This is a genomic window from Gracilibacillus orientalis (assembly GCF_900114645.1).
GTDB lineage: Bacteria > Bacillota > Bacilli > Bacillales > Amphibacillaceae > Gracilibacillus > Gracilibacillus orientalis.
This window is the reverse complement of the sequence record NZ_FOTR01000007.1, coordinates 180,607-207,303: the sequence shown is the minus strand read 5'-3', so window position 1 is coordinate 207,303 and position 26,697 is coordinate 180,607. Positions and strand designations below refer to the sequence as shown.

Sequence of the window (26,697 nt, the reverse complement as noted above, 5' to 3'; positions counted from 1 at the left end):
ATTTTGCTAATGGACGAGATGATCAAAAGGGAGAGGGTGGAAAAGTGAACATGACAAACCATAAAGAGCGAGAATATTGGCTTCATTCAATGTTGAAGATAGCAAAACCTGTCCTGATAAACTTGAAGGATAGAACATTAAAAAAGAAAATGCCAGTCGAGATGAAAGAAGGCACCAATCGTGAACAATTCGCCCATCTAGAAGCAATGGCACGCTTATTAGTTGGTATGGCACCATGGCTTGAACTTGAGTGTGAAAATAAGGAGGAAGAAAAGCTCCGTGTTCAATATGCTGGATTAGCAAGAGCGGCAATAGATGCTGGAACAGATCCACAGTCACCAGATTATATGAATTTTTCTGATGATTTTCAGCCAATTGTAGATACTGCCTTTTTGGCGCATGCCTTCTTAAGAGCACCTAATGAATTATGGGAAAAGCTTGATGCAAAGGTGAAAAGGAATGTCATTACTGCGTTGAAAGCAACAAGAACCAGAAAACCAATCTTTTCAAACTGGCTATTGTTTTCAGCAATCATTGAAGCATTTTTATACAAGGTAGGAGAAAAAGACTGGGATCCGATGCGAATCGACTATGCCATTCGCCAATTTGACCAATGGTATTTAGGAGATGGGGTCTATAGTGACGGCCCAGAGTATCACCATGATTATTATAACAGCTTTGTTATTCAGCCCATGTTAGTAGATTTGATAGTAACAGTTGGTCATGAGTACAAGGAGTGGGAAGCACTTAAGGGCGCCATTTTGGCTCGTTCTCAGAGATATGCGGTCATTCAAGAACGAACTATTTCTCCGGAGGGAACATTTCCACCTATGGGCAGGTCACTTGCCTATCGTTTTGGTGTTTTTCAAACGTTAGCACAGCACGGACTCCGAAATGACTTACCGAGTCAGCTTCCACCTGGGCAGGTGAGGAGTGCATTGACCGAAGTAATAAAGCGAACAATAGAAGCGCCTGGAACATTTACCGATTCAGGCTGGTTAACAATTGGATTTTGCGGACATCAACCGGGAATCGGAGAAGGTTATATTTCTACAGGTAGTGTTTACTTGTGTCTGGCAGGATTACTACCGTTAGGATTACCCGAGTCAGCCCCATTCTGGAGTGAACCCCCAATGGAATGGACAGCTAAGCGAGTATGGTTAGGTAAAGAAATCCCGAGTGATCATGCTATCTAAAGGGCGTCCGTCTTATTAGAGCGCGAACCTTTGACATTTTAAGAGTAAGTTAGGAATTATTTCAGGTAGTACAAGCGGAAGTATTTTTGATGATAAGAACCTTGTAGTGATATGCGCATTATAGTGACTAAAGATGGAAAATGGTAACAATATAAAAGCAACAACGAGGTAGGGATAGCGAATGACAGGACTTCCTGAATGGTATATGCGATTTGGTAATTGGATTCTAAAGCTTTTAATTCTTAATATATTATGGTTTATGTTCACACTACTAGGCTTGGTGATTTTTGGCTTATTTCCAGCTACCGTAGCTTTATTTGCAGTTATAAGGAAATTAGTAATGCAAAAGGATGATGATGTGCCTATCTTTCAACTGTTTTGGAGTACTTATAAATCAGATTTTGTAAAATCCAACTGTTTAGGTATTGTCGTTTTAATAATTGGGACTATTCTTTTCGCGGATATATATATACTGAAGCAACTAGACCCTGGCATAATGAATCAATTTCTTCTTATTATTGTGTTCCTATTAATAGTGGTATATATGGCTTTATTTACGTATATTTTTCCGGTGTTTGTCCATTATGACACGAATATTTTAGGCTATTTTAAATACACGATTATCTTAATAATAGGTAGACCTTTCCATACCATATTTATGATGGTTAGCATTGTGGCATTAATGTATGTATTAAGATGGATGCCCGGATTAATCCCAGTTTGCGGATTTAGCATATTTGCCTTCCTAGTTATGAAAATTTCCTCCATGTCTTTGCCAAGAATGAATAATAATGAAGTGTAAATATAAGTTAAACTTCTATCATTAGGGGGGATTCTCCCCCCCTGACGGTTAGTGTCGTGATAAATTATTGCGATGGAAGATGGTATGTCAACACTAAATCGAACAAATTTTTAAAGGTTCATAACTTGTATTCAGTAGGTGTTAAATAATCTAGAGATCCATGAAATCGAATATAATTGAACCAATGAACGTAATCAAAAAATTCAAGGTCAAGTTCGTGTTGATTAGTAAAATATGCCCCTTTGACAAACTCAAATTAAGAAATATTTAACTCTATTGGGGATTCTAACACTCATTGGAACAAAAAATTTAAAACTAACATTATTGAAGTATATAACTTTTTAAAAGCACATTCATAGAGATAAATACAGTACTTGCATTATCTTGCAAACATAAAACAAAAAAGCCTTGGAACGTTGATATAACAACAGTTACAAGGCTTCTTTTGCAATTATTCGCACGTTATTTTTCTTAACGAGAGTAGAACTCAACGATAAGTGGTTCGTTAATTTCTGCTGGTAATTCAGAACGCTCTGGTAAGCGAGTGAATGTACCTTCTAATTTGTCTGCGTCAAATGATACGAATTCAGGTGTGAATGAGTTAGCCTCAATCGCTTCTTTAATTGCATCAATGTTTTGAGATTTTTCACGAACACCAATTACTTGACCAGGTTTTACTTGGTAAGAAGGAATGTCAACGCGACCTCCGTCTACAGTAATGTGACCATGGTTTACTAATTGACGAGATTGACGACGAGTACGTGCAAGACCTAGACGGTAGACAATGTTATCAAGACGAGATTCAAGAAGGATCATGAAGTTCTCACCGTGAATACCTTTCATTGCGCCAGCTGCATCAAAAAGATTACGGAATTGACGTTCGTTTACTCCGTACATAAAACGTAGCTTTTGTTTTTCTTGTAACTGTAAACCATATTCAGATAGTTTACGACGTTGATTAGGTCCGTGTTGACCTGGTGCGTAAGGACGTTTGTCTAACTCCTTACCAGTACCTGTTAATGAGATACCAAGACGACGAGACTTTTTCCATACAGAACCTGTATAGCGAGACATAGTGCATCTTCTCCTTTTATATATGAATTTTGCATAAAATAAGACAGAGTGTTCCTATCTCAACAGCCATTTTGTTTTCATGCATCCTCGCCCTAGTAGCAGAGAGTTACACGATGCACCTCACTTCCACAGGATGTGGTGGCGTCAACGAATTAGTTGAAGATCCAATGTAAGGAACAAAATGGTCAGCCAGCGGTTCACATAGGCTACAATTTTACACAAAGTTCATTATATGATGATAGGGAAGGAATGTCAACATATATATGATTCTTTAAATATATTTTTCCAAAGTTTGAACGAATTGTTCTAAATATTTCTGGTCTGTTTCATCGAAGCGATTTTTATTAGGGCTATCAATATCCAGCACACCGAAAACTTCACCATTTTTAATAATTGGAACTACAATTTCTGATTGGCTCGCAGCATCACAAGCAATATGGCCAGGGAATTGGTGTACATCTGCTACTAGTTTGGTTTTCTTTTCAGCAACAGCAGATCCACATACTCCTTTACCACTTTTAATTCGTACACATGCCGGTAATCCTTGGAAAGGTCCCAATACAAGTTCGTCGTCTTTCCACATATAAAAGCCAACCCAGTTAACATCATCTAAGAATTGATTTAATAATGCCGATGCATTAGATAAATTAGCAATCACATCCGGTTCATCTTGTAAAAGGGCATCTAATTGTTTAATAACTATTGGATAATTTTTTTCTTTAGCACCATTATAACCTTGCGTTTCAAACATATATCTTCACTCCTCATCATTCTGACTTTTATGAATTTTTATTAGCATACAACACATTCTTTTAAGTGACAAATAATGAAGCTTACAGTAGGAAAATACAGTTTTCGATAAAAATATTCAAAAATAGTAAAATTTTTAGCAAAAAGGTGTAGAAACATGGTATCATAGCTAGTAACAATAAATTTATCTCAAAATATAAGGAAATTTAACTATACATATACAAGCTATCGGTTGTTTGAAGGAGGATTACTTATGTTGGAATTCGTGATCGGTGGAATTCTTATTATTATCGTATTACTTATTATTGGACTAATCTTTAGGAAAAAGGTCTATGATAACGTCGATCGACTGGAAGCATGGAAGATGGATATTATGAATCGACATGTTACGTCAGAATTAGCCAAAGTAAAACAGCTGAATTTATCAGGTGAAACACAAGAAAAATTTGAGAGTTGGAAAGAAAGCTGGGATATCATTCTAACAAGAGAACTGCCTGATATGGAGGAATACTTGTTAGACGCGGAAGAAGCGGCAGATAAATTTCGAATTACTGCATCGAGGAAAAATCTGCAACATGTTGAAAATTCCTTGCAAAATATTGAAGGTAATATTGAAGACATGTATAAAGAACTTGATCATTTGCTTAACTCAGAGCAATATGTTCGACAGGAAATCAAGGAATTAGATCCGAGAATAAAAGAACTGAAGAAATACTTATTACATAATCGCACGCAATTTGGGCGAGCGGAAATTGTTTTTGAATCCGAATTAACTAAGGTGGATAAACGATTATCAGAGTATTCCATGTTAACAGATGATGGAAATTATATTGAAGCGCAAGAATTGATCGAGGTGTTAAAAGACGAGATTGAAAATATTGAAGAAAGAATAAGTGCATTTCCAGATCTCTATCGTCAATGCAAACAGCTAATTCCAGAGCAGATGAAAGAATTGCTTAGAGGAATGGCTGAAATGGAGGAAGAAGGTTATCGGGTTCAGCAGTTCGGTTTTGAAAAGGAAATAAAGCAATATGAAAACCTGTTAAAAAGCGCTATAAGAGAATTAGATAACGGTGAGACAAATACTATTCAAGAATCATTAGAACAAATGGATGAGCGTCTGAACGAAATGTTTCAGTTATTGGAAAAAGAAGCGAAAGCAAAGTCAATTGTAGAAAGCCAATTTCCGAATGAGAGACAACATTTAACTGATATTAAACAGCAGGTTGAAAGTACGTCTACTCAAATTAAGGAATTGCAACAAACATACTATTTAGAAGAGGCCGATTTAGAGTTGTTTCTTAGTATTGAGAAATGGCTTGCTAAAACAGAAAATCAATTTGAACAAATAGAAAAAGATTATGAAGATCGAAAAGCTAATCATTTGGAGATTAAAGATAAACTTGACACATTCTCTGAAGACCTTGATAAGTTAGATAAAGCACAAGAAGACTTCCAATTGCAAATTAAAGATTTAAGAAAAGATGAAATGGAAGCAAAAGAAAAAATTGCAGCATTAAAGAAGCAATTAATCTATACGGATAAGAAGTTACAGAAAAGTAATATGCCAGGTATTCCATCTTTTATCATCAATACATTGGAAGAATCAGTTGAAAAATGCGAACTCGTTCTGAATCAATTACAAAAACATCCTTTAGATATGGGAAAGGTACAACATAGTATTTCGGAAGCGAATAAATCAGTTAATAATTTTGTGGAACAAACGAATTTATTGCTGGATCAGGCACGATTAGTAGAACTAGCGATTCAATATGGCAATCGATATCGAAGCGGTCATCCATTATTAGCTGCCCAGTTATCTGAAGCGGAAAAATTATTTAGAAACTATAAATACGAAAATGCCTTAGAAACAGTTGTAAAAGCATTGGAAGATATTGATCCAAATGCCATGGCAAAAATAGAGGAAATGGACAAAGCATTTCAACAAACGGCTAATTAGGTATAATTAAAGGTGGGAAGACATGAAGAAGTTAGTAATCACATTATCTGTGGTGACAGTCACCACCTGGAGCATTGTATTATTCTTTTATTTGGATTTGGGGCAAAAAAACTACGTATATGCTGATCAACATGCGGCTGTTCAACATAAACATGATTACAAACAGACGGATTTTATATTTAGGTCGAAGAAAATACCCGATTTTTCAGAACGAGACGAGGACACGAATAATACAGATGCTGATTCCCAACAATCTCAGGAAGCTCAACAACCTTTAGCAAACATCACACTAAATTTAAATGATGACAATACTGTTTCCATCGACGAATTAATGTCGAAGTTAGATATTGATACTGAATAGTAAAAGTCGAAAGATATTCCTGTTTTGATATAGGAATATCTTTTCTATTGGTAAAAGCAAACTTTTGTCAGGCATAACTTATTTGCATGATCGGTAAATTATGATAAGATATGCCAATGTTAATCAAAAAAGAGGGGTTAAGGATGATTTATTTAGATAACAGCGCTACGACAAAGCCAAATCCACAAGTATTAGACAGTTTTACTAAAGCTTCTACTCAATACTTTGGTAATGCATCATCGATTCATGGCATTGGGATGGATGCGGAGCGTTTATTACGTAAATCGAGAGAACAAGCTGCATCTTTGTTGGAAGTATACCCTAATGAAATTATCTTTACATCGGGAGGTACAGAAGGTAATAACCTAGCCATTAAAGGTATTGCATTAGAACACCAAAATAGAGGGAAACATATTATTACCTCTTCTGTTGAACATCCGTCTGTTATCGAAACTTGCCAGGGATTAGAAGCATTAGGTTTTGAAGTAACTTATTTAGATGTGGATCAGTCAGGTTTAATTGAAATAGACAGCTTAAAGAAAGAGATGAGAGAAGATACGATATTGGTTTCTGTCATGCATGTAAATAATGAAATAGGTATGATTCAGCCAATAAAGGAAATAGGAGAAGTTGTTCAAAATTATCCGAAAGCTTTTTTTCATGTTGATCATGTGCAAGGATACGGAAAAGTAGCTTTAGACATTCAAGAGTGTCATATTGATTTATGTACGATATCCGGTCATAAAATTCATGGATTGAAAGGGACTGGAGTTCTTTATGTCAAGCACAATGTAAGGTTGTTTTCGTTAGCACATGGTGGTGGTCAGGAAAGAAGAATACGTTCAGGTACGGAGAATGTTGCCGGAATCGTTTCATTAGTGAAGGCGATGCGTTTGGCTAAAGAAAACCAACCGAAGCTTGATGAAAAGTTAACTTCACTGAAAAATGTATTAATAGAACAATTGCACAGCCTGGATAGAGTAGTGATCAATACACCAAAAATAAATAGCGCGCCTCATATAGTGAATTTTTCGGTGCGTGGATTAAAACCAGAAGTAGTAATACATGCTTTAGAGGACTTTGACATATTTATTTCCACCAAGTCTGCATGTTCATCGAAGAGTGCGGATGAAAGTGCGGTTCTGATTGCATGTGGTAAAGACCGGGATATTGCAATTTCCGGCCTGCGTGTTAGTATGTCTTATGAGACAACAGAAAAAGAAATTGAGTTTTTCTGTCAAAAAATAAAGGAAGTCATTAAAAAATTAAGTGAAGTAATGGGGTAGATATCAATGCAATTTGATCATATAGTGATTAGATATGGAGAACTCACATTGAAAGGTCGTAATAGAAAACTGTTTACTACTCAATTAGCTTATAATGTTCGTCAAGCATTGCGCAATTTTCCAGCGATTAAAGTAGACAAAAAACGTGACCGAATGTATATTGTGTTAAATGGAGAAGATCCTGAGGCGATAATGGCAAGATGCCGAAAGATTTTCGGTATTCAAAATATGAGTGTGGCACTCAAAGTCGAGAATGATGAAACAGCGATTAAAGAGCAAGCACTTAATCTCTTAACGGAAACAGAGAATGTCAGAACCTTTAAAGTATCAACCAAGCGTTCTAATAAAGAGTTTCCTATTGGTTCACAAGAATTTAATCAGGTTTTAGGCGGTTATTTATTAGCAAATACCGAAAATATCACGGTAGATGTCCATCAACCGGACTTAGAAATCACCGTTGATATTCGTCCTGAGGCAACCTATTTAACATCTAAAAAGATTCAAGGTGCTACCGGTCTTCCAGTAGGCTCCTCCGGGAAATCTTTACTTCTTTTATCAGGTGGTATCGATAGTCCTGTAGCTGGTTATTTAGCGATGAAACGTGGTGTTCAATTAGAAGCTATCCACTTTCACTCACCACCATATACAAGTGAAAGGGCAAAAGAGAAAGTATTAGATTTAGCGGAAAAATTGACATTTTACGGCCATTCAATAAAAGTGCATATTGTGCCTTTTACAGCGTTGCAACAGAAGATACACCGTGAAATTCCACATGGTTATTCGATGACAGTGATGAGAAGAATGATGATGCGTATTAGTGAAGCAGTTGCAAAACAGGAAGGCATCTTATCGCTTATAACTGGTGAAAGTCTTGGACAGGTAGCCAGTCAGACAATGGAGAGCATGCATGCCATTAACGCAGTAACGAATTATCCTGTGATCAGGCCGTTAGTTACGATGGATAAAGACGAAATCATAAGAATCTCGGAAGATATCGACATGTATGATATTTCTATCCGGCCGTTTGAAGATTGTTGTACGGTTTTCGTACCTAAACAGCCAAAAACAAAACCAAAATTGGAAAAGGTAGAGCAATTTGAAGTAAATGTAGAATATGACCAAGATATTCAGGACATCTTGTCATCGGTTGAAACTGTTGTGGTTGAAGCAAAAAATAAACAAGAAGAGGAAATGGAAGATTTACTCTAACAGTTGGATGATTTAACAACAACTACCAGTTAATATTTTGCATGATTTCACCTCTAAAAGCTCATGATAGTAATGTAGTCAAGAGGAGGTGAAAGCAGATGGCGAATAACAACACTTCAAACAATCTAGTAGTTCCAGGTGTTAGCCAAGCTCTAGACCAAATGAAAGTTGAAATTGCACAAGAATTTGGTGTAAACTTAGGCGCTGATACTACTTCACGTGCTAATGGTTCAGTTGGTGGAGAGATCACAAAACGTCTTGTACAAATGGCTGAACAACAAATGGGTGGACAAGCAAATCAATAATAAAATCGAGGATAGTGCTATAGAGCACTATCCTTTTCTTATGGAACACTTTTTGCTATCGTTATATCATATCAACAGAAGATTATAAGGCTAGGCTAGGTGATAGAAATGGGAACACTTTTTTATGGTGGAACAATTTATACAATGGAAGATGAAACATCGATAGCAGAAGCTGTATATGTAGAAGATGGAACAATTATAGAAGTTGGTAACAAGTCGGAGTTACTCCATACATTTAGGCACAGAATAGACGAAGAATATAACATGGATGGGGCAACAATGTACCCTGGGTTTGTCGATAGTCATTTACATATAATTGGTCATGGTGAAAAATTGCTACACCTAGACTTATCCTCTATGAAGTCTGCAAAAGAAGTATTACAAGCTTTAGAAAGAAAAGTGGAGGAATTAAAACCAGGTGACTGGTTAATAGCAGATGGATGGAATGAAAATCAATGGCAAGATGCAAGAATTATGGATAAAAAAGAATTAGATGATATTTCGAGAGGGCATCCCATCATATTGTCTCGAATATGTCGTCATGCGATTATTGTTAACTCTAAGGTATTGGAATTAGCAGGGATAACAACTGAAACAGAAGATCCACAGGGTGGGAAAATTATTCGAGATCGATCAGGAGAGCCGACAGGATATTTACTAGATCAAGCCCAGGAATTAGTGAAGGAAATGATGCCCCCGATATCAGAATCGAAATTGGAGGAAACAGTCAAGGTTGCAATAGAGGATCTACTTCGTTTAGGTTTAGTCGGTGGACATAGTGAAGATCTTTCCTATTATGGTGGCTTCAAACGAACATTGAAAGCATATCATCAAATTTTACCTAAGAAGTATAAATTTAGAGCACACTTATTAGTTCATCACCTTGTATTTAATGAAATGTTTGATCAGGGATTGCAATATGGTGATGGTGGAGAATTCACCACACTTGGAGCCATGAAGATATTTTCAGATGGTGCATTAGGTGGCAGGACTGCATGGTTGAGTGAACCGTACCATGATGACTCAGAAAATGCAGGAATCCCTATTCATAAGAGGCAAGATTTAGAGATTCTTTTTCAAAAAGCACGAAAATTTCAGCATCCGGTCGCTGTGCATGCAATAGGTGATAAGGCGGTTGAGGAGATTGTCACTTGTATTGAAAAGTATCCACTAGATAATGATTTAAAAGATCGAATCATTCATGCCCAAATTATGAATGATAAATTATTGGATAGATTAAAGAAAATCCCGGTAGTGTTGGATATTCAGCCATCATTTGTTGCTTCGGATTTCCCGTGGGTCAAGGACAGGCTAGGTGACAGTCGAACAAACGCTGCTTATCCATGGAAAACTTATTTAAATAACGGTATTGCCTGTGCTGGTGGTTCAGATGCGCCAATTGAAGAGGTGAATCCGCTATTGGGAATGCAAGCAGCGGTGACAAGAAGATCAAATATGGATGGACAAATATATGGCAGTCATCAGAAGCTTTCCGTATTTGAAGCGATTTCTTTATATACCAAAGGTAGTGCATATGTTATTAATCATGTCCATGACCGCGGCCTGATCAAGCCAGGCTATGTAGCCGATTTCACTATATTAGAAAGAGATCTGTTCCAACACGATCCTGACCTATTCCATGAAATAGAAGTAAAAGCAACCATCGTAGACGGAGAAATCATGTACGAAAAAACAGAGGCATAGCACCTCTGTTTTTTTATGACAAGAAAGTATAAAATTTGCGCTGGTGTCTAGCTCCAAACGCCCAAAAACTAGGCGACTTCACGAATCACCCTACGATAAGTCATCATCGGCTCGCAAGCTTACCGTGATTCCTTTATCTCAGTTGATTCGCTCCAGCCACTACGTTTCTAAACGGGCGTTTTGCGCTTTTCTTAAAGGAATGTTCGTTGGACGCGATCCCAGAAGGAATTGTTTTTCAACTTCACCGTTTTAATTCGCTTATCACTCAACTGAATTGTTAACGTTTGAATGTTTCTTATTGAGTAGGCTTCATTATCAAGCCCTACAATCGGATAGTCATTACCATCCTGTATCACTTCGAGGCGTAATACTCGATCTTGACTTAATACAAACGAAGAACCCAACGTACGATAGCGATTATTGTTTAAAGAAGCAAGCTCCGTTACTTGTAAACAAGGGATTTTCGGGTCAATAACAGCGCCTGAAGTTGACTTATTATAACCTGTACTTCCAGTAGGAGTCGCCACAATTAATCCATCTCCACGGAATCGCTCGAAATGATTATCATCAATAAATACATCCATAACAATCGTTTTAATAATAGCTGAGCGAATAGCAGCTTCATTTAAACAATGGAACGTTGACTGTCCATTGATGGTTACATCAATTACCGGAAAGCGGCGAACCTCGATACTGTCATTAATCATTGAATCCACGATCTCATCATATTGATCAATATTAAAATCGCAGTACAAGCCTAATTCATCTGCCTGCGTAATTCCTACATATAAACAATCCTGACGAAAGTGCGTGTGACGGACAGCTTGTAGGAATTCACCATCTCCACCGACGCTGATGACAATATTAGCATCTTTTGATTCTTCTACAATTTGAAAGCCTTGACTTTCAACATATTCGAATAAAGGTTTCAACTTTTTAATAAGATCCTTATTTTTCTTGTAATAAAAAAATAAATTACTTCTGTTGTCCATTTTCTTGCCTCCTAACAAGCATATGTATCCCTTCTCATCTTATCATGGTTTCCTGAGCTATCCTATCGATAACTTTGATTATTTTGTGTTGATTGTTACTACTTTATGATTATTCTAGTATTTTCTCGTAAATAATAAGGATGAGGTGAGAATATGCTGATTGTCTTATTAATAATTATAATATTTCTTTTCATGATCATGCTGTTTATTTTATCGCGATCTCGAGTTTACATATATATGGACTGGCAATGGGACGAAGAAGATAAATGTGTCCAATTTAAAGTCAGTTTATTGCATATCACTCTTTATCAAGAGACAATCGATCTCACCGAGTTAGATTTCCCGTCTTTAGATACGGATAATCATGCGGAGATGAAAGAGATGTATCACCTGGCAAAAAGTGTGCTAAAAAAATCGGAAATAGAAAAGATAGATACAGAAACTATTGTTGCTACATATGATCCTTCTATTACAGCTTATTTATATGTGTCCATAATAACATTAGTTGAATGGATCAGGTCCCATTACAGTAATAAACGGCACATTCAGCTCGATGTATCAGCAGATTTTGAACAAGAAACTTTTCAATCAGTAGGTGAGTGCATGATATCAGTAAAAATGAGTAAGACTATCAAAGGAATAAAGAAAATGAAGAAATTACGAAAGGAGTCTGAAAATAGTGGAAGATAATAATCAAAATGCACACCCGTTAGAAGGATTTATGAATTTAACGATGGAAAATTTGAAACAATTAATCGAAGTGGATACAGCGATTGGTAAACCAATAGAGGTTCCAGATGGTAGTTTGATCATTCCTTTATCAAAAGTAAAGTTTGGCTTTGCAGCTGGTGGTAGTGAGTTTGTTCCAGGAGGTCAACAGGATCAACAGGATCAAAAAGGTCAACAAGGTGATAGTCAATCAGATTCGATTATCCCGTTTGGTGGAGGTAGTGGTGGAGGTGTTTCGATTATACCCTCAGCATTCCTAATAGCAAATAAACAAGGTGTCCAACTTATGACATTAAATGAAACTTCAAGACCTTTTGATAAAGTATTAGAGAAAAGCCCACAAGTGATCGATCAAGTTTTGGATATGTTAAAACAAAGAAAAGATGAAAAGCAGCAAGGTAATGATTTATAATGCTTCTCAGTAGACAATTTGATTTCACTGCCTTCATAATAAATAGGCAGTGAAATCATTTTGTATATTGATGGAGGGAGCCATAAGATGTCATTTGATATAGAGAAAGCTTTTTCAGATTTAGAACAACTAACATCTGCTATAGAAGAAACGGAAAATGAACCATATTTAGAAAGTTTAATTTTTGCTTTACGTGCAATCCAAACGGAAGAACCTTTGGATTTGCCTAATCAAAAAACGGAAGAAAGTTTAGCATCACTGAAAAAATCATTTTTAAATGAAGATATAACAAGTGAATCGATTAGAAAAGTCATTCAGCTGTCTTTAATCAAAGGGATGAAAGGATCTACTCAACATCAACATGTTGTAACACCTGATTCTGTAGCCATGTTTATGGGCTATTTTATTCAAAAGTTAATGCCTGAAACAAAACAATTTAGTTTGTTTGATCCAGCGAGCGGTGCAGCGAATTTGTTAACTGCTGTGATCAATCAAGTAGAAGCGGATGTTACGGGATATGGAAGTGAAATTGATCCGACATTAATTCAACTTGCAGTAGAAAGTGCGAACCTGCAGAAAGTAGCAGTTGAATATTTTCATCAAGATAGTTTGACTCCATTATTATTAGAACCAGTTGATACAGTTGTAGCAGACTTACCTGTCGGATATTACCCAAATGATGAGCAAGCAGCAAAATTTGAATTAAATGCTGATGAGGGACATGCGTTTTCCCATCATTTATTTATTGAGCAAAGCATGATGTACACAAAAGAGGCAGGTTACTTATTATTTTTAATTCCTAATTTTCTTTTTACTAGTGAACAAAGTGATAAATTACAAAAGTATTTACGCCATAATGCCCATATACTAGCAATGTTGCAATTACCATTATCAATGTTTTCTTCCGAACAACATGCTAAAAGTATATTAGTTTTACAGAAGCAGGGTAAAGACACAAAACCACCAAAGGAAACATTAATGGCTCAATTACCATCATTTAAAGATGTCCATGCAACACAAAATATCCTTAAAAAAATAGACGACTGGTTTAAATCAGAAAAATAAGAAAAGTCAGAAAATAAAAATATTAGGAAGCAAACGTTACCATTTGATATTCCGGTTGCAAACTTATTCTGACGGTGTTTAAATGGATATGGAATGTTGAACAGATCGCTAGTCAGAAGAAGTAAATGAACGAATGAAAGGATTGAAAATGTTGCGTAAAATTTTAGCTGTTAACGCTGGAAGTTCTTCACTAAAATTTCAACTAATTGAAATGCCTGAAGAAAAAGTGTTGTCAAAAGGACTTGTTGAACGAATTGGAATTGCAGATTCCGTTTTTACTATCGAATTTGATGATAAAGAAGATGAAGAAACACGAGATATCCCTGATCATGCCGTAGCTGTTAAGCTATTACTTGAAAAATTAACATCATTTGGTGTGATTAAAAGTTTGGATGAAATAGATGGTATTGGACACCGTGTTGTACATGGTGGAGAGAAGTTTAATGATTCCGTAGTGATTACTAATAATGTAATTGAGGAAATTGAAGAGGTATCTGATCTAGCGCCGTTGCATAATCCGGCAAACTTGACAGGTATTCGTGCTTTCCGTGAAGTGCTACCGGAAGTACCTTCTGTTGCAGTGTTTGATACAGCATTTCACCAAACAATGCCAGAGCAATCATATTTATATAGTCTACCATATGAATATTATCAAAAATATGGTATTCGTAAATATGGATTTCATGGTACGTCACATAAATACGTCTCAGAACGTGCTTCAGACTTAATGGGTGTACCTTTGGAACAGTTGCGTCTCTTATCTTGTCACTTAGGAAACGGTGCAAGTATTGCGGCGATTGAAAAAGGCAAGTCCATTGATACTTCTATGGGTTTTACACCTTTAGCTGGTGTTACAATGGGGACAAGATCTGGAAATATTGATCCAGCCTTAATTCCATATATAATGGAGAAAACCGGTCAATCTGCTTCAGAAGTGATGAATGTTTTGAATAAGAAAAGTGGTATGCTGGCTCTGTCTGGATTTTCTAGTGATTTAAGAGATATCCAGGAGAAAGCCGAACAAGGTGACAAGCGTGCAGAATTAGCACTTCAAGTATTTGCGGAGAGAATCCATAAATACATTGGTTCATATGCAGCAAGAATGCACGGTGTGGACGCAATCATCTTTACTGCAGGTGTAGGAGAAAACAGTATAACTATTCGTGAACGTGTATTAAAAGGACTAGAATTTATGGGTGTTTACTGGGATCAGAGCCTGAACAACATTCGTGGAAAAGAAACATTTGTTAACTATCCACATTCACCTGTAAAAGTAATCGTCATACCGACCAATGAGGAAGTTATGATTGCCAGAGATGCCATTCGATTAACGTCATAAAATGGATATATTATTTTATGAGTTGTAAAAATACAACTTGCTAACCATTACTAAATTTTAACCGATTTTTTTCTATGTAATTAAAAATGCATAGAAGGAGGTCGGTTTTTAAATTGTTAAAAAACAACAATTAAGAAAAAGAAAAAGCACGACATGAAAACAAATAAGAAAGTTTATACAATTGATGATGCTAGAACCTAGTGATTAAAGTAGAAATTTTCCTGAAGAGGATTTTTTTATAGTCATGTTAAAATGAAGAAAGATTACGAAAAATCACTTATTTGAGTTAACAGCTAAATTTGAGTTCTACACCGCTTATAGGAAATTAAGTTACTAAAAGGGGGAGTTTTACATGGCTAGTTATAAAGTAATTTTATTTGATTTAGACGGCACACTATCAGATCCAAAGGTAGGAATAACTAAATCTGTTCAATATGCGTTACATCAAATGAACATTGTTGAGCGTGATATCGATAGACTGAAATGTTTTATAGGACCACCTTTGCACCTGTCATTTGCTGAATATTACAATTTTGATGAGGCGTATACAGAAAAAGCGATAGATTTATATAGGGAGAGGTTTACGGAAGTGGGGATGTTTGAGAATGAGTTATATTCAAATATTCCCTTACTTTTAAAAACGTTAGAAGAACAAGGGATTACTTTAGTTGTAGCAACTTCAAAGCCTACTGTTTTTGCTAAGCAAATACTAAAGTATTTTAATATTGACCAATATTTTAAACTTATTGTAGGCAGTAATCTGGATGGAACAAGATCGTCAAAAACTGAAATTATTCAATACATACTAGATAAATATAATGAACATAAGCTTAGTGACTTTATAATGGTTGGAGACAGAAAGCACGATATTATTGGGGCAAGAAATACGGGAATTGATTCTATTGGAGTTACTTACGGGTATGGTTCATTTGAAGAATTGAGTCATTCCAACCCTACTCATATTGTTAATAATGTTAATCAGTTAAAAGATATTTTGATGGGGAGCAACGTGACAAAATAATTACTTATTTATATTTCCAAGATACACATGAGAACCAGAGGAAAGACTAAACGGGTGCTAGAATCCAACAAGACGACCCATACATTGGTCGTTTTTTTGCTAAAAATTCCGATAATATTTTTTAATATAGAGTTGAGGAGTTATTGAGATATTAGGGAAAAGTTATTTATTGTACTGATTTGTGGGACTAATTTTTGCAAGATAACAATATTGGAGGGGAAACTATTGAAGCAAAATATTTATGACAATCCTGTTTTCTTTAGAGAGTATATTTCTTTGCGTGAAAGTGGAGTAACATATAATGATTTTGTTGAACAACCAGCAATAAAATCAGCCATTTCTACTCTCAAAAATAAAACAATATTAGACTTAGGTTGTGGGACTGGTCAGTTTGCAAAGTATTGTATCGAGAACGGTGCATCAAAGGTTATAGGTGTGGATATTTCAAGAAATATGATAGAGCAGGCTAAAAAAGAAAACGGGGATAAGAAAATAGAATATATATGTTCACCAATAGAAGATTTAGAATTACATAATCAAAAATTCGACTTAATTATAAGCTCTTTAGCAGTACACTATATAGAAGATTACACAAAACTGATTGTGAAGGTAAGAAGTTTATTACATGAGAATGGAGAGTTTATATTTTCAACTGAACACCCTATTGTAACTGCCCGAAATGAGGAGAACAATTGGATGAAGGACAGTAACGGAGAGAAATTACATTGGGCATTAGACAATTATCAGGAAGAAGGAAAGAGGGAGCATAATTGGTATGTTGATGGAGTGATTGTTTATCATCGAACAATTTCCACCTTAATAAATACCCTTATAGACAATGGATTTATATTAGAGAAGATTATTGAACCACAGTCCATTCCATCTGGATTAGAGAAAATGCCTAAGTTAGTAAATGAAAGAAGAAGACCATCTTTTATTGTTATTAAATCAAGAATGTTACGCTAACATTAGCAATGGATAAGATAAATATGCTCAAAAAAACGCCATTGGATTTTATACCCAATGGCGTTTAGTTATGTCAATTTTTATCAGGATCCTATTCAACATCATAACAAATAGTCTATATTTTCTGAAAAATAAATTGTATAGTTGAGTTCAAGAACAAAATTGAGAAAAGGAGTGTTGGTAAATGGAAGTTACTTGTCATCTCGATTATGCTGATTTACAGGATTATGTAAAGAAGGTTTTTGGTTCTGATTATTTTGTTGTGAGGATATCGAAAATAAACGGGGGTACACAAAAGGTAGTTTATAAGCTTGATTTTAGTAATGGATTTTCCTGCATTTTATATATATGGGATCCTGCTTCGAATTATTTTCAAGAAGAGCAAACAAATTTAGATATAAATGAACGTTCTGATGGTAGTGATTTATTTGAATTAAATTACCAATATTTAATCCAAAAGGGTATTAGAACTCCTGCTCTATATGATTTAAATACAGAAAAAATGCGTTACCCTTTTGATTATGCTCTCGTTGAATATGTGGCTGGTAACAAAGCAGAAGTTTTTTTTCATCATTCAGACTCCAAGGTTCAAGATAACTTGTTTCAGAAGTTGGGCGATATGCTGGCCCGCATGCACACCAATAATAAAAAATCTTATGGGAAATTAAATTATGAGGGTGTTTATACAGAAAGTTGTCATCTGTTGCAAATGGAGAATGCAAAAGAACAATTATCTTATTCCTCTCAATATCTTGAACACATCAGAGCTAATCAAAGTAAATTACTCGATACTTTGTATGAGCTTGAATCAAAAATTAAACCCAGAACACAGTATGGATTTATACACGGAGAACTAGGCCCTGACCATGTTTTGGTTAATGATGAACTTGATCCCTTTTTGATTGATATTGAAGGAGCAATGTTCTTTGATATCGAACATGAACATAGCTTTTTAGAGTTTCGCTTTGGGGATTTTTACCGATTTCTAAAGAATGATACTCTTGATTATAACAGGATGTTATTTTATCGATTTCACCACCATATCTCGTTAATCTCAGGTGGTTTGAAGCTACTACATCGAGGATTTCCGGATAAACAATTTGCACATGGTCTAGCCGATCATCATTCACGAAGTGCATTGGAATTTATTACTGATTCTCGTATATAATAGCCATCGTCTATATTGGTTCGGGATTAGTGGGGTGTAAGTTGAAGAAGTTAGACAAAAGATGTACAATAGACGCGATAAAAACGAGGCTGGGACATAACTAAATAGGAAAAAGGAGAATCCGAACAATCTGAACTTAGCGTAGGCAAAATACGCAGGCTCCTGTTGGAACTCCCACTAGCTGAATCCGTGCCCAAGGAAAGCGAAGTATTTTGCCGAAGTGGTAAATTTGCTCAGGCATTAATGTTCAGATTTTTCCTGTTTAATTACTCTTTTGTCTCAACCTCGTTTTCTGTAAACTTTTAACTTCTTACAACCAACACATCACATGATGCATATCGGGTGACGCTTTCTGAAACACTTCCAATTAAAAACCTTTCAACTGCATTCATTCCGGTTGCCCCACAAATAATCAAGTCTGCTTCAAATTTTTTAGAGAGATCTTTTGGAATTTTAATTTTTGGAGAGCCAATTTCTACATGTGTAGTAATATTTGTTATTCCTTTTTTATTTGCTTTATCTGTATATTCATCAAGTAGAGTTTGAGCATAATTTTCGGAGCGAGCTGCAAGTGTTTGATCATAAACTTCTGGTGCCACAGTTGTAATGGTTCTTGTATCAATCACATGTGCTAAAAACATTTTTGCATCATTTCTTAAGACAATATCAACTGCTTTCTTAAATGCTAGCTCTGAGGCATCAGACCCATCCACTGCTACTAAAATACGACTATATTCAAATGCCATTACTATCTCTCCCTTCACATCTATAGTTTCAGTATATCATGTATCCGTTTACATGTGAAAATAAGAATAAATTATTCTTATTAGTCATATACCACTAGTAGCTATGTCTAAAACCTGTACCCTAAAACAAAACTATGCTACACAATAATAGAAAAAAGTAAGCCAATCATGTAACATAGAAGATGACAGAGAAGTACGTAAGGAGGAAAAAACATGGGGCACGCCTTTATTACGGCTGGAACAAAAGGCTTAGGGTTGAAAGTAACAGAGGCATTTATCAAAAAAGGACATGCTGTTTCCATTACATATTTCCGTGATCATCAGCGAGCGAAAGAGATGTTAGAAAAATTTCCGGAAGCATCGATAGAAATTATGCAAGCTGATGTCTGTAATAAAGATGACTTAACGAAGGCAGTTAAAAAAGCCGTGGAAAGGTTTGGTACCATTGACTATTTAATAAATAATGCGGGACCATTTATATTTGAGAGAAAAAAATTAATGGATCATACTGATGAGGAATGGAATCAAATGATTCGTGGCAATTTAGATGCTGTTTATTATATGTTAAAATTAACGATACCAGCAATGCGAGATCAACATTTTGGAAGGATTGTAAATTATGGCTTCCAGAGTGCTAATACTGCAGCTGGATGGGTAAGTCGAGCCGGCTTTTCTGCTGCGAAGGTGGGGTTAGTATCGTTAACAAAGTCTATCGCATATGAAGAAGCTGAGAATGGTATTACATCGAATATGGTATGTCCTGGCGACATTGTCGGAGAGATGAAGGAGACATCGATCAAGGAAAGTAGGAAAATCGAAGATCCCAACACACCAATTGGACGTTCTGGAACGGGTGAAGATATAGCGCGAACGGTAATGTTTTTGTGTGAAGAGGATGCAGATATGGTAACAGGTACAGTTGTAGATGTTACAGGTGGATTAGATGTTATTCATCAACATCGGTAATTTTTTTTAGAAAATTGAAACCTTTTTTTGAACTAGTTCGTATTAAAATATAACAACCCATTAGAGGAAGAAATGAGGTGCACCACTTGGGTTTCTTTTCAAAGTTCTTTAATAAAAAGGAAAAGAAGGCATCAGTTAGAAAAAGAGATTTGCTTTCAATAGAAGTGGGGGATATTGTTGAATATGATTTAGCTGATTATGAGGTAGTTGGTAAAATTACGTACCGGCAAAGCAATTATACATGGTATAGTTACCAGCTGTTAGGAGAAACTAATATACTTTGGTTAGCTGCGGAGATGGATGATGAATTAGAGTTAGGAATCTATGAGAAAATCCAACTTCCTGAAGCCAATAATTTCCCTAACAAATTCGTATTTAATAACAAAAACTACTCTCTAGATGAAAGTGGGCAAGCTGAAGTGACTGGTGAGGGAAGAAGCAGTTCGCTTACAGGTCAACGTATTCGCTATGCAGAGTATTGTGATACAGATGAAGAATCTTTTATCAGTTTGGAAGAGTGGGATAGTGAAGTAGAAGCAAGCATTGGTTATCCAATTGAGAATTATGAAGTTAAAATTATTGCAGGTTCACATTAAATATTAGGAGGAGTTTATTATGTTTCAATTTTTCAATCGTGTAAAAACAGTGGTTAGTTCAGAATTGAATTCTATGTTAGATAAGGCAGAAGATCCGGTGAAAATGCTGGACCAGTTTATGCGTGATATGGAATCTGATATTAGAGAAGTAGAATCGGCAGTAGCCAAACAAATCGCTAATGAAAAAATGTTAAAAAGAAAGTCAGATGATGCGCAAGCACTAGTGGAAAAACGTCAAGAGCAAGCAGAAAAAGCTATTGAAGCTGGTAACGAAGATCTTGCTCGTCGTGCATTAGAAGACAAAAATGAACAAGAAACACAAGCAAATACGCTACGTGAATCTTGGGAACGCGCTAAACGTGATGCTGATCAGCTACGTGAAAAATTAGATGATATGAAAAAAGAATATCAACAAATGCAACTGAAGAAAGATTCTTTAAAAGCAAGAGCAGAATCAGCAAAAACTCGTACGAAAATGAACCGTACGATGTCGTCTATTGGTAATGATGCTTCGAAACAAGGGTTTGAACGTATGGAGGAAAAAGTTCTTCAATTTGAATCAGAAGCAGATACAAGTGAAGATTTATCTTCTGCAAGCAAGTCACTTGATGATGAATTTGAAGAATTAGACAAAAATGATGTCGATGACGAACTAACAGCTCTTAAAAAGAAATTAGGTAAAGAGTAACAAATAGCAGGTATGGTGGGTTGTTCCATAAGTTAGTTTACGTATTTACGTGAACTAGCTTTTGGGACACTCACTTTTCACATGGATACATAGAGAAATAAAGCAGGAGGTGATCTTGGAGTGAATAAAAAGATAGGCTTGAGTATTACCCTGTTATTTTTTATTTTGCTCGTTGGTTGTAATTCAGGTAATTTATCTGCTTTTGATGAATCCAGTTCAATCTCAGAGGAAGATCTGCAGGTGGCAGAATCAAAAGATGATATTATTGACCAATTGAAGACAAGCAATAACTCAGATGTGGAAGCACTTATATCCGACCATTTTCCGTTTGTAGATTCTGTAACGGGCGAGGATACAAATGCCAATGTTTATGGTACTTTACTGTTTGAAGTAGAGGAATTAGCCGATCTAATTGCGGAGATTAAAAAACCGGATGAGATCAGTGATTTTAAAGACGGTCAACAAATTCTAGCCTACTCTGATCTATTTATTATCATCAAAGAAAGTGAAGAACTAGATAATGCAACGTTTATCGAAGTTGGAAGCGAGCAATTTGTTCGTAATAATTATTCACCTAATTTCTTAACTACGTATTTTACTATCCGTATGCTTGACGGTTTTTTTGGTAATAATTGGGTGTCTAATAGAAGGAATTACTGCGGTTCAAATGACTGCTACGGCGGTTACTCTACATCCCGTAGTTATAATAAGGGTGGAGTAACTAAGAACAGAGGTTTAGGGTCTTTTCGTGGTGGCGGACCTAGTTCAGGAAAATAACAAAAAGGAGAGATGATTATGGAACCTTTTATTTCAACATTTATTTATTTCATTGCTGCAATTATCATTGTCATTATCGGACTTACCGTTTTTGAGTGGCTTACAACCAAATATAAAGATTGGGATCAAGTAAGAGATGGTAATCAAGCCATTGCATTATCGATATCAGGAAAGATTATTGGTATTTGTATCATCTTAGCATTCGCTATTTACCATAGTATCGACGTAGTCGAAACACTAATATGGGGTGCATATGGGGTTGTGTTGCAATTAATAGCGTATCTTATTTTTGAAGGGATAACACGTAAATTTTCCGTAGAGGAACAATTGAAAGCTAATAATGTAGCAGTTGGTATTATTTCGTTTGCTGTTTCTGTAGGATTGGCATTTGTTATCGGGGCATCAATCACATAATGCAGAAAGCCTGACCATTCTACTAGAAGGTCAGGCTTTTCAAATCGTGACTATCATAGGAAGTGTGGAGTGAGATGGAAGAAATCAAATTAAAACAGAGTCATTTTATTTATTGGGCATCAGGAATTGTTTCGATTTGCGGTATTATATTCGAAGTACTATTCGGTGCGCTTGGATCTTATATTTTAGGTGATGGAGTAAAACAGTATACGTTAACTATTTCTTTATTCCTGACTGGGATGGGAATAGGAGCAAGTTTGAGTGAAAGAGTAACGAAGGATTTACTGTTATCTTTTATTTATATTGAATTTTTTGTAGCTTTGATTGGTGGCTTTTCCAGCTTTCTCATGTTCGCGTCAACTGCCTTTTTTTCTAATGGATCGGATGCCTTGTTTCTTTATTCGATTACCTTAATCATAGGTGCTTTAACCGGTATAGAATTACCAATTTTAATACGGAAAGCAAATGACATAGGTGTTACATTACAGAGAAGTACGGCAAGAGTGTTATTTTCTGATTATGCCGGTGGTCTGATTGGTGGTTTATTATTTGTCTTCCTATTAAGACCACAGTTAGGAATGGTAACAACCGCTTTTTTAGTTGGTTTGATCAATCTTTCGGTAGCATTAGTTGTTCTGTATTTATTTCGTAAGGAGTTAATTAGAAAAACTTTGCACGGCATAATTGGAGGAGTTATCGCTCTCTTGTTAATAGCTGGTTTAATTTTTGGCGAATCATTGGTTTTATCATTTGAACAAAAAATTTATCAAGATCCTATTATTCATCTTGAAGAAAGTAAGTATCAGAAAATTGTCCTGACTAAACAAAACGAAGACATTAGATTGTATCTTGATGGTGGACTGCAGTTGAGCTCGATTGATGAACAACGATATCATGAAGTATTAGTCCATCCGGCGATGGCTTATGCCGAGAGTCATGAAGAAGTGTTAGTGCTCGGTGGTGGTGATGGAATAGCTGTGAGGGAGTTATTAAAATATCCAGATGTTAACAACATAACATTGGTAGATTTAGATCCAGCTGTAGTAGAACTGGCCAATTCGAATCCACATCTTCTAGAGTTAAATGATCATTCTTTACAGAAAGATCATGTTTCTGTTATGAATCAGGATGCATTTGAATTTCTAGAGCAGAGTGAAGAGTGGTATGACACTATTTTTATCGATTTGCCGGATCCTAACAATGAAAGTCTCAATAAACTATATACAAAAGAATTTTATTCACTTGTTCGCAACCATTTGAAACCAGGTGGTGCGGTAATGGTACAAGCGACAAGCCCGGTATTTGCTCGTGAAGTATACTGGACGATTTCGAATACGATTTCGTCCACAGGGTTAGAGGTGGAAAATTTCCATGTCGATGTCCCTAGTTTTGGTAATTGGGGATTTGTAATGGCCAGTAGGGAGCAGATTAACGTTGATTCGTTAAAACTTGATGTGGACACAGACTTTTTAACAGAGGATACCCTGCAAAGCTTAACCGTTTTTGGCAAAGATGAAGACAAAAATATCTTGGACAAGAACGGGAATCAGAAAGAATTAGAGGTGAATACACTAATTAACCCTAGACTGATAGAAATATATGAAAACTCTTGGCAATATTATTAATGCATGTTTAAATAAACAATAAATGGGAAAGAAGGATATAGAATAATATAGTAAAAAGGGAGTGCATATTTGCATGAAAGTATCTTTCCACGGACAATCATGTGTCAAAATTCAAACATTAGAACATACGATTTTAATTGATCCATTTATCTCAGGAAACGGATCAAGTGATTTAGATCCAGACACACAAGAACCAGATGTTATTCTTTTAACACATGGACATAATGATCATGTTGGTGATACCGTCAGCATTGCACAACGAACCAATTGTCTTGTCGTTGCACCGAATGAATTAGCTGTTTATTTTGGATCTAGAGGATTAAATACGCATCCGATGCACATTGGTGGTGCACATACATTCGATTTTGGAAAAGTGAAATTCACACCAGCCTTTCATGGCTCTATGTTTGAGGATGAAGAAGGAAACAAAATTTATGGTGGTATGCCTGGAGGTATCTTATTCTTTGCAGAAGGAAAAACAATTTACCATGCAGGTGATACCGGTCTATTTTCTGATTTGAAATTAATAGGTGACATGAACGATATTGACTTAGCCTTTTTACCAATTGGTGATAACTTCACAATGGGACCAGAGGACGCATTGATTGCAGCTGACTGGGTACAATCAAAGCAGGTAGTGCCCGTACACTATAATACCTTTCCACTAATTGAACAGGATGGAGAAGCATTCTGCAACCAAGTGAAAACTGGAAAAGGCGTTCACCTGAAACCAGGAGAGCATATAGAATTATAAGCAAAGGTCAAAGCGAAAATGCTTTGACCTTTTTCTAAGGGGAAATTTATTTATCTTTAGTTAAGAAGTCCCAAGCGAAAAATGGATTATATGTAAGCAAAGCTGTTTGATATTGCTTCATTTTACTTCTGTTGCAAATTGCATAAATATATGAAATGGTTATGCTTTTTTATTAATACAGATTATTAACAAGTAATAAAACAGTATGATTTTGATCATTTGATGAAAACAAGAAACGTATATTATTTCAAGAAAAAATTGAATATTCGTACGAACAACTGTATAATTATAATAGATGAAAAAATACTAGTACAGATGAAAGAATGGTGAGCAACGATTGGCTACAAAACATGAACAAATTCTATGCTTTATTGAATCCTTAAAAGTAGGAAATAAAATCTCTGTCAGGCAAATTGCCAAAGAGCTTAATGTAAGTGAAGGAACAGCTTATCGTGCCATTAAAGAAGCAGAGAACAAAGGTCTGGTTAGTACCATTGAACGTGTCGGAACCATTCGCATTGAACGAAAACAAAAGGAAAATTTTGAAAATCTAACCTTTGCTGAAATTGTAAGTATAGTGGATGGACAAGTACTTGGGGGAAGAGACGGCTTGTACAAAACATTAAACAAGTTTGTTATTGGTGCGATGAAACTTGATGCAATGATGCGTTATACGGAAAAAGATTCCCTCTTAATAGTCGGTAACCGTACAGAAGCCCATCAGTTAGCATTAAAAGAAGGTGCGGCTGTACTTATTACAGGTGGGTTCGATACAGATGATGCAACGAAGCAATTAGCAGATCAGAAACAGTTACCTATTATATCAACTAGTTATGATACGTTCACAGTAGCAGCGATGATTAACCGAGCTATTTATGATCAGCTAATAAAGAAAGAAATTGTTGTAGTTGGTGATATTTTTAACAAAGTGGAAGATACATATTTTTTAAAGACAAAAGATCAAGTTGCTAAATGGTATGAGTGGGAAGACATAACAACTCACAGTCGTTACCCTGTAGTTGATGAAAAAAATAAAGTGGTAGGGATTGTTACATCAAAAGATGTCATTGGACGAAAGATGGATATGCTAATTGAAAAGGTTATGACCAAAAATCCATTAACTGTGATGAAGGAAACTTCACTGGCATACGCTGCACATATGATGGTTTGGGAAGGTATTGAAATTATGCCTGTTGTTGATCAGCACCATCACCTTGTAGGACTTATTTCTCGTCAAGATGTGCTGAAAGCATTACAGCACATTCAAAAACAACCTCAAGTTGGTGAAACAATTGATGACATAGTTTCGAATTATTTTGATCATTCGCCTACAGACCCGCATCATTCTACTTATCATGCTGAGATCACTCCACAAATGACGAATCAGTTAGGAACCTTATCATATGGAGTATTTGTTTCCTTTGTCATTGAATCTGCTCGCAGGTTGTTGCGACATCAGAAGAAAGGTGACTTGGTTGTGGAGAATATTACCGTTTATTTCATAAAACCGATTCAATTAGAAACCACGGTTACATTCCAACCAAAAATCATCGATGCTGGTAGAAAGTCTGCGAAGGTAGACATCGAAGTATTTCATGAGAAAAAAGTAGTCGGAAAAGCGATGCTAATGGCACAATTAATCGATCGCTAAACGAGAAAAAGAACCATAACCCGCACCGTTTTCCCATAATTCATTCTTTCTTGTAGAGAGAGTTATGGCACTGCTGCGTATTCTCGCCTACGCTAGTTCTTAATGTTCCGATTATTGAAAGAAGATAACCACTGGAAATAT

At 35.8% G+C, this 26,697-nt stretch carries 27 protein-coding genes and 1 pseudogene; 23 read left to right on the top strand and 5 right to left on the bottom strand.

Features of this window, described 5'->3' with window-relative positions; genetic code table 11:
- Nucleotides 1-50 precede the first annotated feature (50 nt).
- Together BM121_RS14110 and BM121_RS14105 are read left to right on the top strand one after the other, a co-directional pair.
- On the top strand, nucleotides 51-1,196 hold the full coding sequence (locus tag BM121_RS14110; RefSeq protein WP_091484289.1) for a DUF2264 domain-containing protein: 1,146 nt from the start codon (nucleotides 51-53) through the stop codon (nucleotides 1,194-1,196).
- A gap of 181 nt (nucleotides 1,197-1,377) precedes the next feature.
- Nucleotides 1,378-1,998, top strand: a complete 621-nt coding sequence (locus BM121_RS14105) for a YesL family protein (protein WP_091484288.1) — start codon at nucleotides 1,378-1,380, stop codon at nucleotides 1,996-1,998.
- Nucleotides 1,999-2,116: 118 nt separating this feature from the next.
- Here BM121_RS14105 and BM121_RS14100 read toward each other — a convergent pair.
- The 3 genes and pseudogenes from BM121_RS14100 to BM121_RS14090 all read right to left on the bottom strand — a co-directional run.
- A pseudogene (locus BM121_RS14100) lies at nucleotides 2,117-2,251 on the bottom strand (IS3 family transposase); the annotation flags it as partial.
- Between the two features lie 218 nt (nucleotides 2,252-2,469).
- Nucleotides 2,470-3,072, bottom strand: coding sequence for a 30S ribosomal protein S4 (gene rpsD / locus BM121_RS14095; RefSeq protein ID WP_091484287.1), 603 nt, complete (start codon nucleotides 3,070-3,072; stop codon nucleotides 2,470-2,472).
- Nucleotides 3,073-3,343: 271 nt separating this feature from the next.
- On the bottom strand, nucleotides 3,344-3,823 hold the full coding sequence (locus BM121_RS14090; protein ID WP_091484286.1) for a GAF domain-containing protein: 480 nt from the start codon (nucleotides 3,821-3,823) through the stop codon (nucleotides 3,344-3,346).
- A gap of 252 nt (nucleotides 3,824-4,075) precedes the next feature.
- Between BM121_RS14090 and ezrA the strand changes: the two genes are divergently transcribed.
- The 6 genes from ezrA (at nucleotide 4,076) to BM121_RS14060 (ending at nucleotide 10,647) form a co-directional block, all read left to right on the top strand.
- Nucleotides 4,076-5,782 carry a septation ring formation regulator EzrA gene (gene ezrA / locus BM121_RS14085; protein WP_091484285.1) on the top strand — a complete coding sequence of 569 codons (1,707 nt, stop codon included), beginning with the start codon at nucleotides 4,076-4,078 and terminating at the stop codon, nucleotides 5,780-5,782.
- Nucleotides 5,783-5,804: 22 nt separating this feature from the next.
- The gene (locus BM121_RS14080) at nucleotides 5,805-6,143 is read left to right on the top strand and encodes a hypothetical protein (RefSeq protein WP_091484284.1); all 339 of its coding nucleotides are present in this window, start codon (nucleotides 5,805-5,807) and stop codon (nucleotides 6,141-6,143) included.
- A 143-nt stretch (nucleotides 6,144-6,286) separates the two neighbouring features.
- The gene (locus BM121_RS14075) at nucleotides 6,287-7,429 is read left to right on the top strand and encodes a cysteine desulfurase family protein (protein ID WP_091484283.1); all 1,143 of its coding nucleotides are present in this window, start codon (nucleotides 6,287-6,289) and stop codon (nucleotides 7,427-7,429) included.
- 6 nt (nucleotides 7,430-7,435) lie between these two features.
- The gene (gene thiI / locus BM121_RS14070; RefSeq protein WP_091484282.1) at nucleotides 7,436-8,638 is read left to right on the top strand and encodes a tRNA uracil 4-sulfurtransferase ThiI; all 1,203 of its coding nucleotides are present in this window, start codon (nucleotides 7,436-7,438) and stop codon (nucleotides 8,636-8,638) included.
- A 98-nt stretch (nucleotides 8,639-8,736) separates the two neighbouring features.
- A complete protein-coding gene (locus BM121_RS14065) occupies nucleotides 8,737-8,943 on the top strand; it encodes an alpha/beta-type small acid-soluble spore protein (protein WP_091484281.1) in 207 nt (68 codons plus the stop codon).
- A gap of 108 nt (nucleotides 8,944-9,051) precedes the next feature.
- Entirely contained in the window at nucleotides 9,052-10,647 is a 1,596-nt protein-coding gene (locus BM121_RS14060; protein ID WP_091484280.1) for an amidohydrolase, read from the top strand.
- A 191-nt stretch (nucleotides 10,648-10,838) separates the two neighbouring features.
- Here BM121_RS14060 and BM121_RS14055 read toward each other — a convergent pair whose 3' ends face one another.
- Nucleotides 10,839-11,639 carry an NAD kinase gene (locus BM121_RS14055; RefSeq protein WP_091484279.1) on the bottom strand — a complete coding sequence of 267 codons (801 nt, stop codon included), beginning with the start codon at nucleotides 11,637-11,639 and terminating at the stop codon, nucleotides 10,839-10,841.
- A 153-nt stretch (nucleotides 11,640-11,792) separates the two neighbouring features.
- Between BM121_RS14055 and BM121_RS14050 the strand changes: the two genes are divergently transcribed.
- From BM121_RS14050 to BM121_RS14020, 7 genes are all read left to right on the top strand, one after another.
- Nucleotides 11,793-12,329 carry a hypothetical protein gene (locus tag BM121_RS14050; protein ID WP_091484278.1) on the top strand — a complete coding sequence of 179 codons (537 nt, stop codon included), beginning with the start codon at nucleotides 11,793-11,795 and terminating at the stop codon, nucleotides 12,327-12,329.
- Entirely contained in the window at nucleotides 12,319-12,780 is a 462-nt protein-coding gene (gene ytfJ, locus BM121_RS14045) for a GerW family sporulation protein (protein ID WP_091484277.1), read from the top strand. The genes BM121_RS14050 and ytfJ overlap by 11 nt, the downstream gene beginning before the upstream one ends.
- Before the next feature lie 87 nt (nucleotides 12,781-12,867).
- Nucleotides 12,868-13,845 carry a class I SAM-dependent methyltransferase gene (locus tag BM121_RS14040; RefSeq protein WP_091484276.1) on the top strand — a complete coding sequence of 326 codons (978 nt, stop codon included), beginning with the start codon at nucleotides 12,868-12,870 and terminating at the stop codon, nucleotides 13,843-13,845.
- A 151-nt stretch (nucleotides 13,846-13,996) separates the two neighbouring features.
- Nucleotides 13,997-15,184 (top strand): acetate kinase, encoded by a 1,188-nt coding sequence (locus tag BM121_RS14035; protein WP_091484345.1) that lies wholly within the window; start codon nucleotides 13,997-13,999, stop codon nucleotides 15,182-15,184.
- 352 nt (nucleotides 15,185-15,536) lie between these two features.
- Complete coding sequence (locus BM121_RS14030; protein WP_091484275.1) at nucleotides 15,537-16,205, top strand: HAD family hydrolase; 669 nt, start codon at nucleotides 15,537-15,539, stop codon at nucleotides 16,203-16,205.
- A gap of 225 nt (nucleotides 16,206-16,430) precedes the next feature.
- Nucleotides 16,431-17,171: a class I SAM-dependent methyltransferase gene (locus BM121_RS14025; RefSeq protein ID WP_091484274.1), complete on the top strand. Its 741-nt coding sequence runs from the start codon at nucleotides 16,431-16,433 to the stop codon at nucleotides 17,169-17,171.
- A 184-nt stretch (nucleotides 17,172-17,355) separates the two neighbouring features.
- The gene (locus BM121_RS14020) at nucleotides 17,356-18,339 is read left to right on the top strand and encodes a phosphotransferase (RefSeq protein ID WP_091484273.1); all 984 of its coding nucleotides are present in this window, start codon (nucleotides 17,356-17,358) and stop codon (nucleotides 18,337-18,339) included.
- 302 nt (nucleotides 18,340-18,641) lie between these two features.
- On the opposite strand, the gene BM121_RS14015 is transcribed toward BM121_RS14020, so the two are convergent.
- Nucleotides 18,642-19,085, bottom strand: a complete 444-nt coding sequence (locus BM121_RS14015) for a universal stress protein (protein WP_091484272.1) — start codon at nucleotides 19,083-19,085, stop codon at nucleotides 18,642-18,644.
- A gap of 213 nt (nucleotides 19,086-19,298) precedes the next feature.
- Between BM121_RS14015 and BM121_RS14010 the strand changes: the two genes are divergently transcribed.
- The 8 genes from BM121_RS14010 to BM121_RS13975 all read left to right on the top strand — a co-directional run bounded on the left by BM121_RS14010 (nucleotide 19,299) and on the right by BM121_RS13975 (nucleotide 26,556).
- Entirely contained in the window at nucleotides 19,299-20,051 is a 753-nt protein-coding gene (locus tag BM121_RS14010) for an SDR family oxidoreductase (RefSeq protein WP_091484271.1), read from the top strand.
- Between the two features lie 86 nt (nucleotides 20,052-20,137).
- Nucleotides 20,138-20,647 carry a DUF4178 domain-containing protein gene (locus tag BM121_RS14005; protein WP_091484270.1) on the top strand — a complete coding sequence of 170 codons (510 nt, stop codon included), beginning with the start codon at nucleotides 20,138-20,140 and terminating at the stop codon, nucleotides 20,645-20,647.
- Between the two features lie 19 nt (nucleotides 20,648-20,666).
- Nucleotides 20,667-21,335 (top strand): PspA/IM30 family protein, encoded by a 669-nt coding sequence (locus tag BM121_RS14000; protein WP_091484269.1) that lies wholly within the window; start codon nucleotides 20,667-20,669, stop codon nucleotides 21,333-21,335.
- A 120-nt stretch (nucleotides 21,336-21,455) separates the two neighbouring features.
- Entirely contained in the window at nucleotides 21,456-22,112 is a 657-nt protein-coding gene (locus BM121_RS13995; RefSeq protein WP_091484268.1) for a DUF4247 domain-containing protein, read from the top strand.
- A gap of 18 nt (nucleotides 22,113-22,130) precedes the next feature.
- Nucleotides 22,131-22,526, top strand: a complete 396-nt coding sequence (locus BM121_RS13990; RefSeq protein WP_091484267.1) for a DUF350 domain-containing protein — start codon at nucleotides 22,131-22,133, stop codon at nucleotides 22,524-22,526.
- 74 nt (nucleotides 22,527-22,600) lie between these two features.
- Nucleotides 22,601-24,151: a polyamine aminopropyltransferase gene (locus BM121_RS13985; protein WP_091484266.1), complete on the top strand. Its 1,551-nt coding sequence runs from the start codon at nucleotides 22,601-22,603 to the stop codon at nucleotides 24,149-24,151.
- A gap of 73 nt (nucleotides 24,152-24,224) precedes the next feature.
- On the top strand, nucleotides 24,225-24,905 hold the full coding sequence (locus BM121_RS13980) for a metal-dependent hydrolase (protein WP_091484265.1): 681 nt from the start codon (nucleotides 24,225-24,227) through the stop codon (nucleotides 24,903-24,905).
- A gap of 337 nt (nucleotides 24,906-25,242) precedes the next feature.
- On the top strand, nucleotides 25,243-26,556 hold the full coding sequence (locus BM121_RS13975; protein WP_091484264.1) for a DRTGG domain-containing protein: 1,314 nt from the start codon (nucleotides 25,243-25,245) through the stop codon (nucleotides 26,554-26,556).
- Nucleotides 26,557-26,697 lie beyond the last annotated feature (141 nt).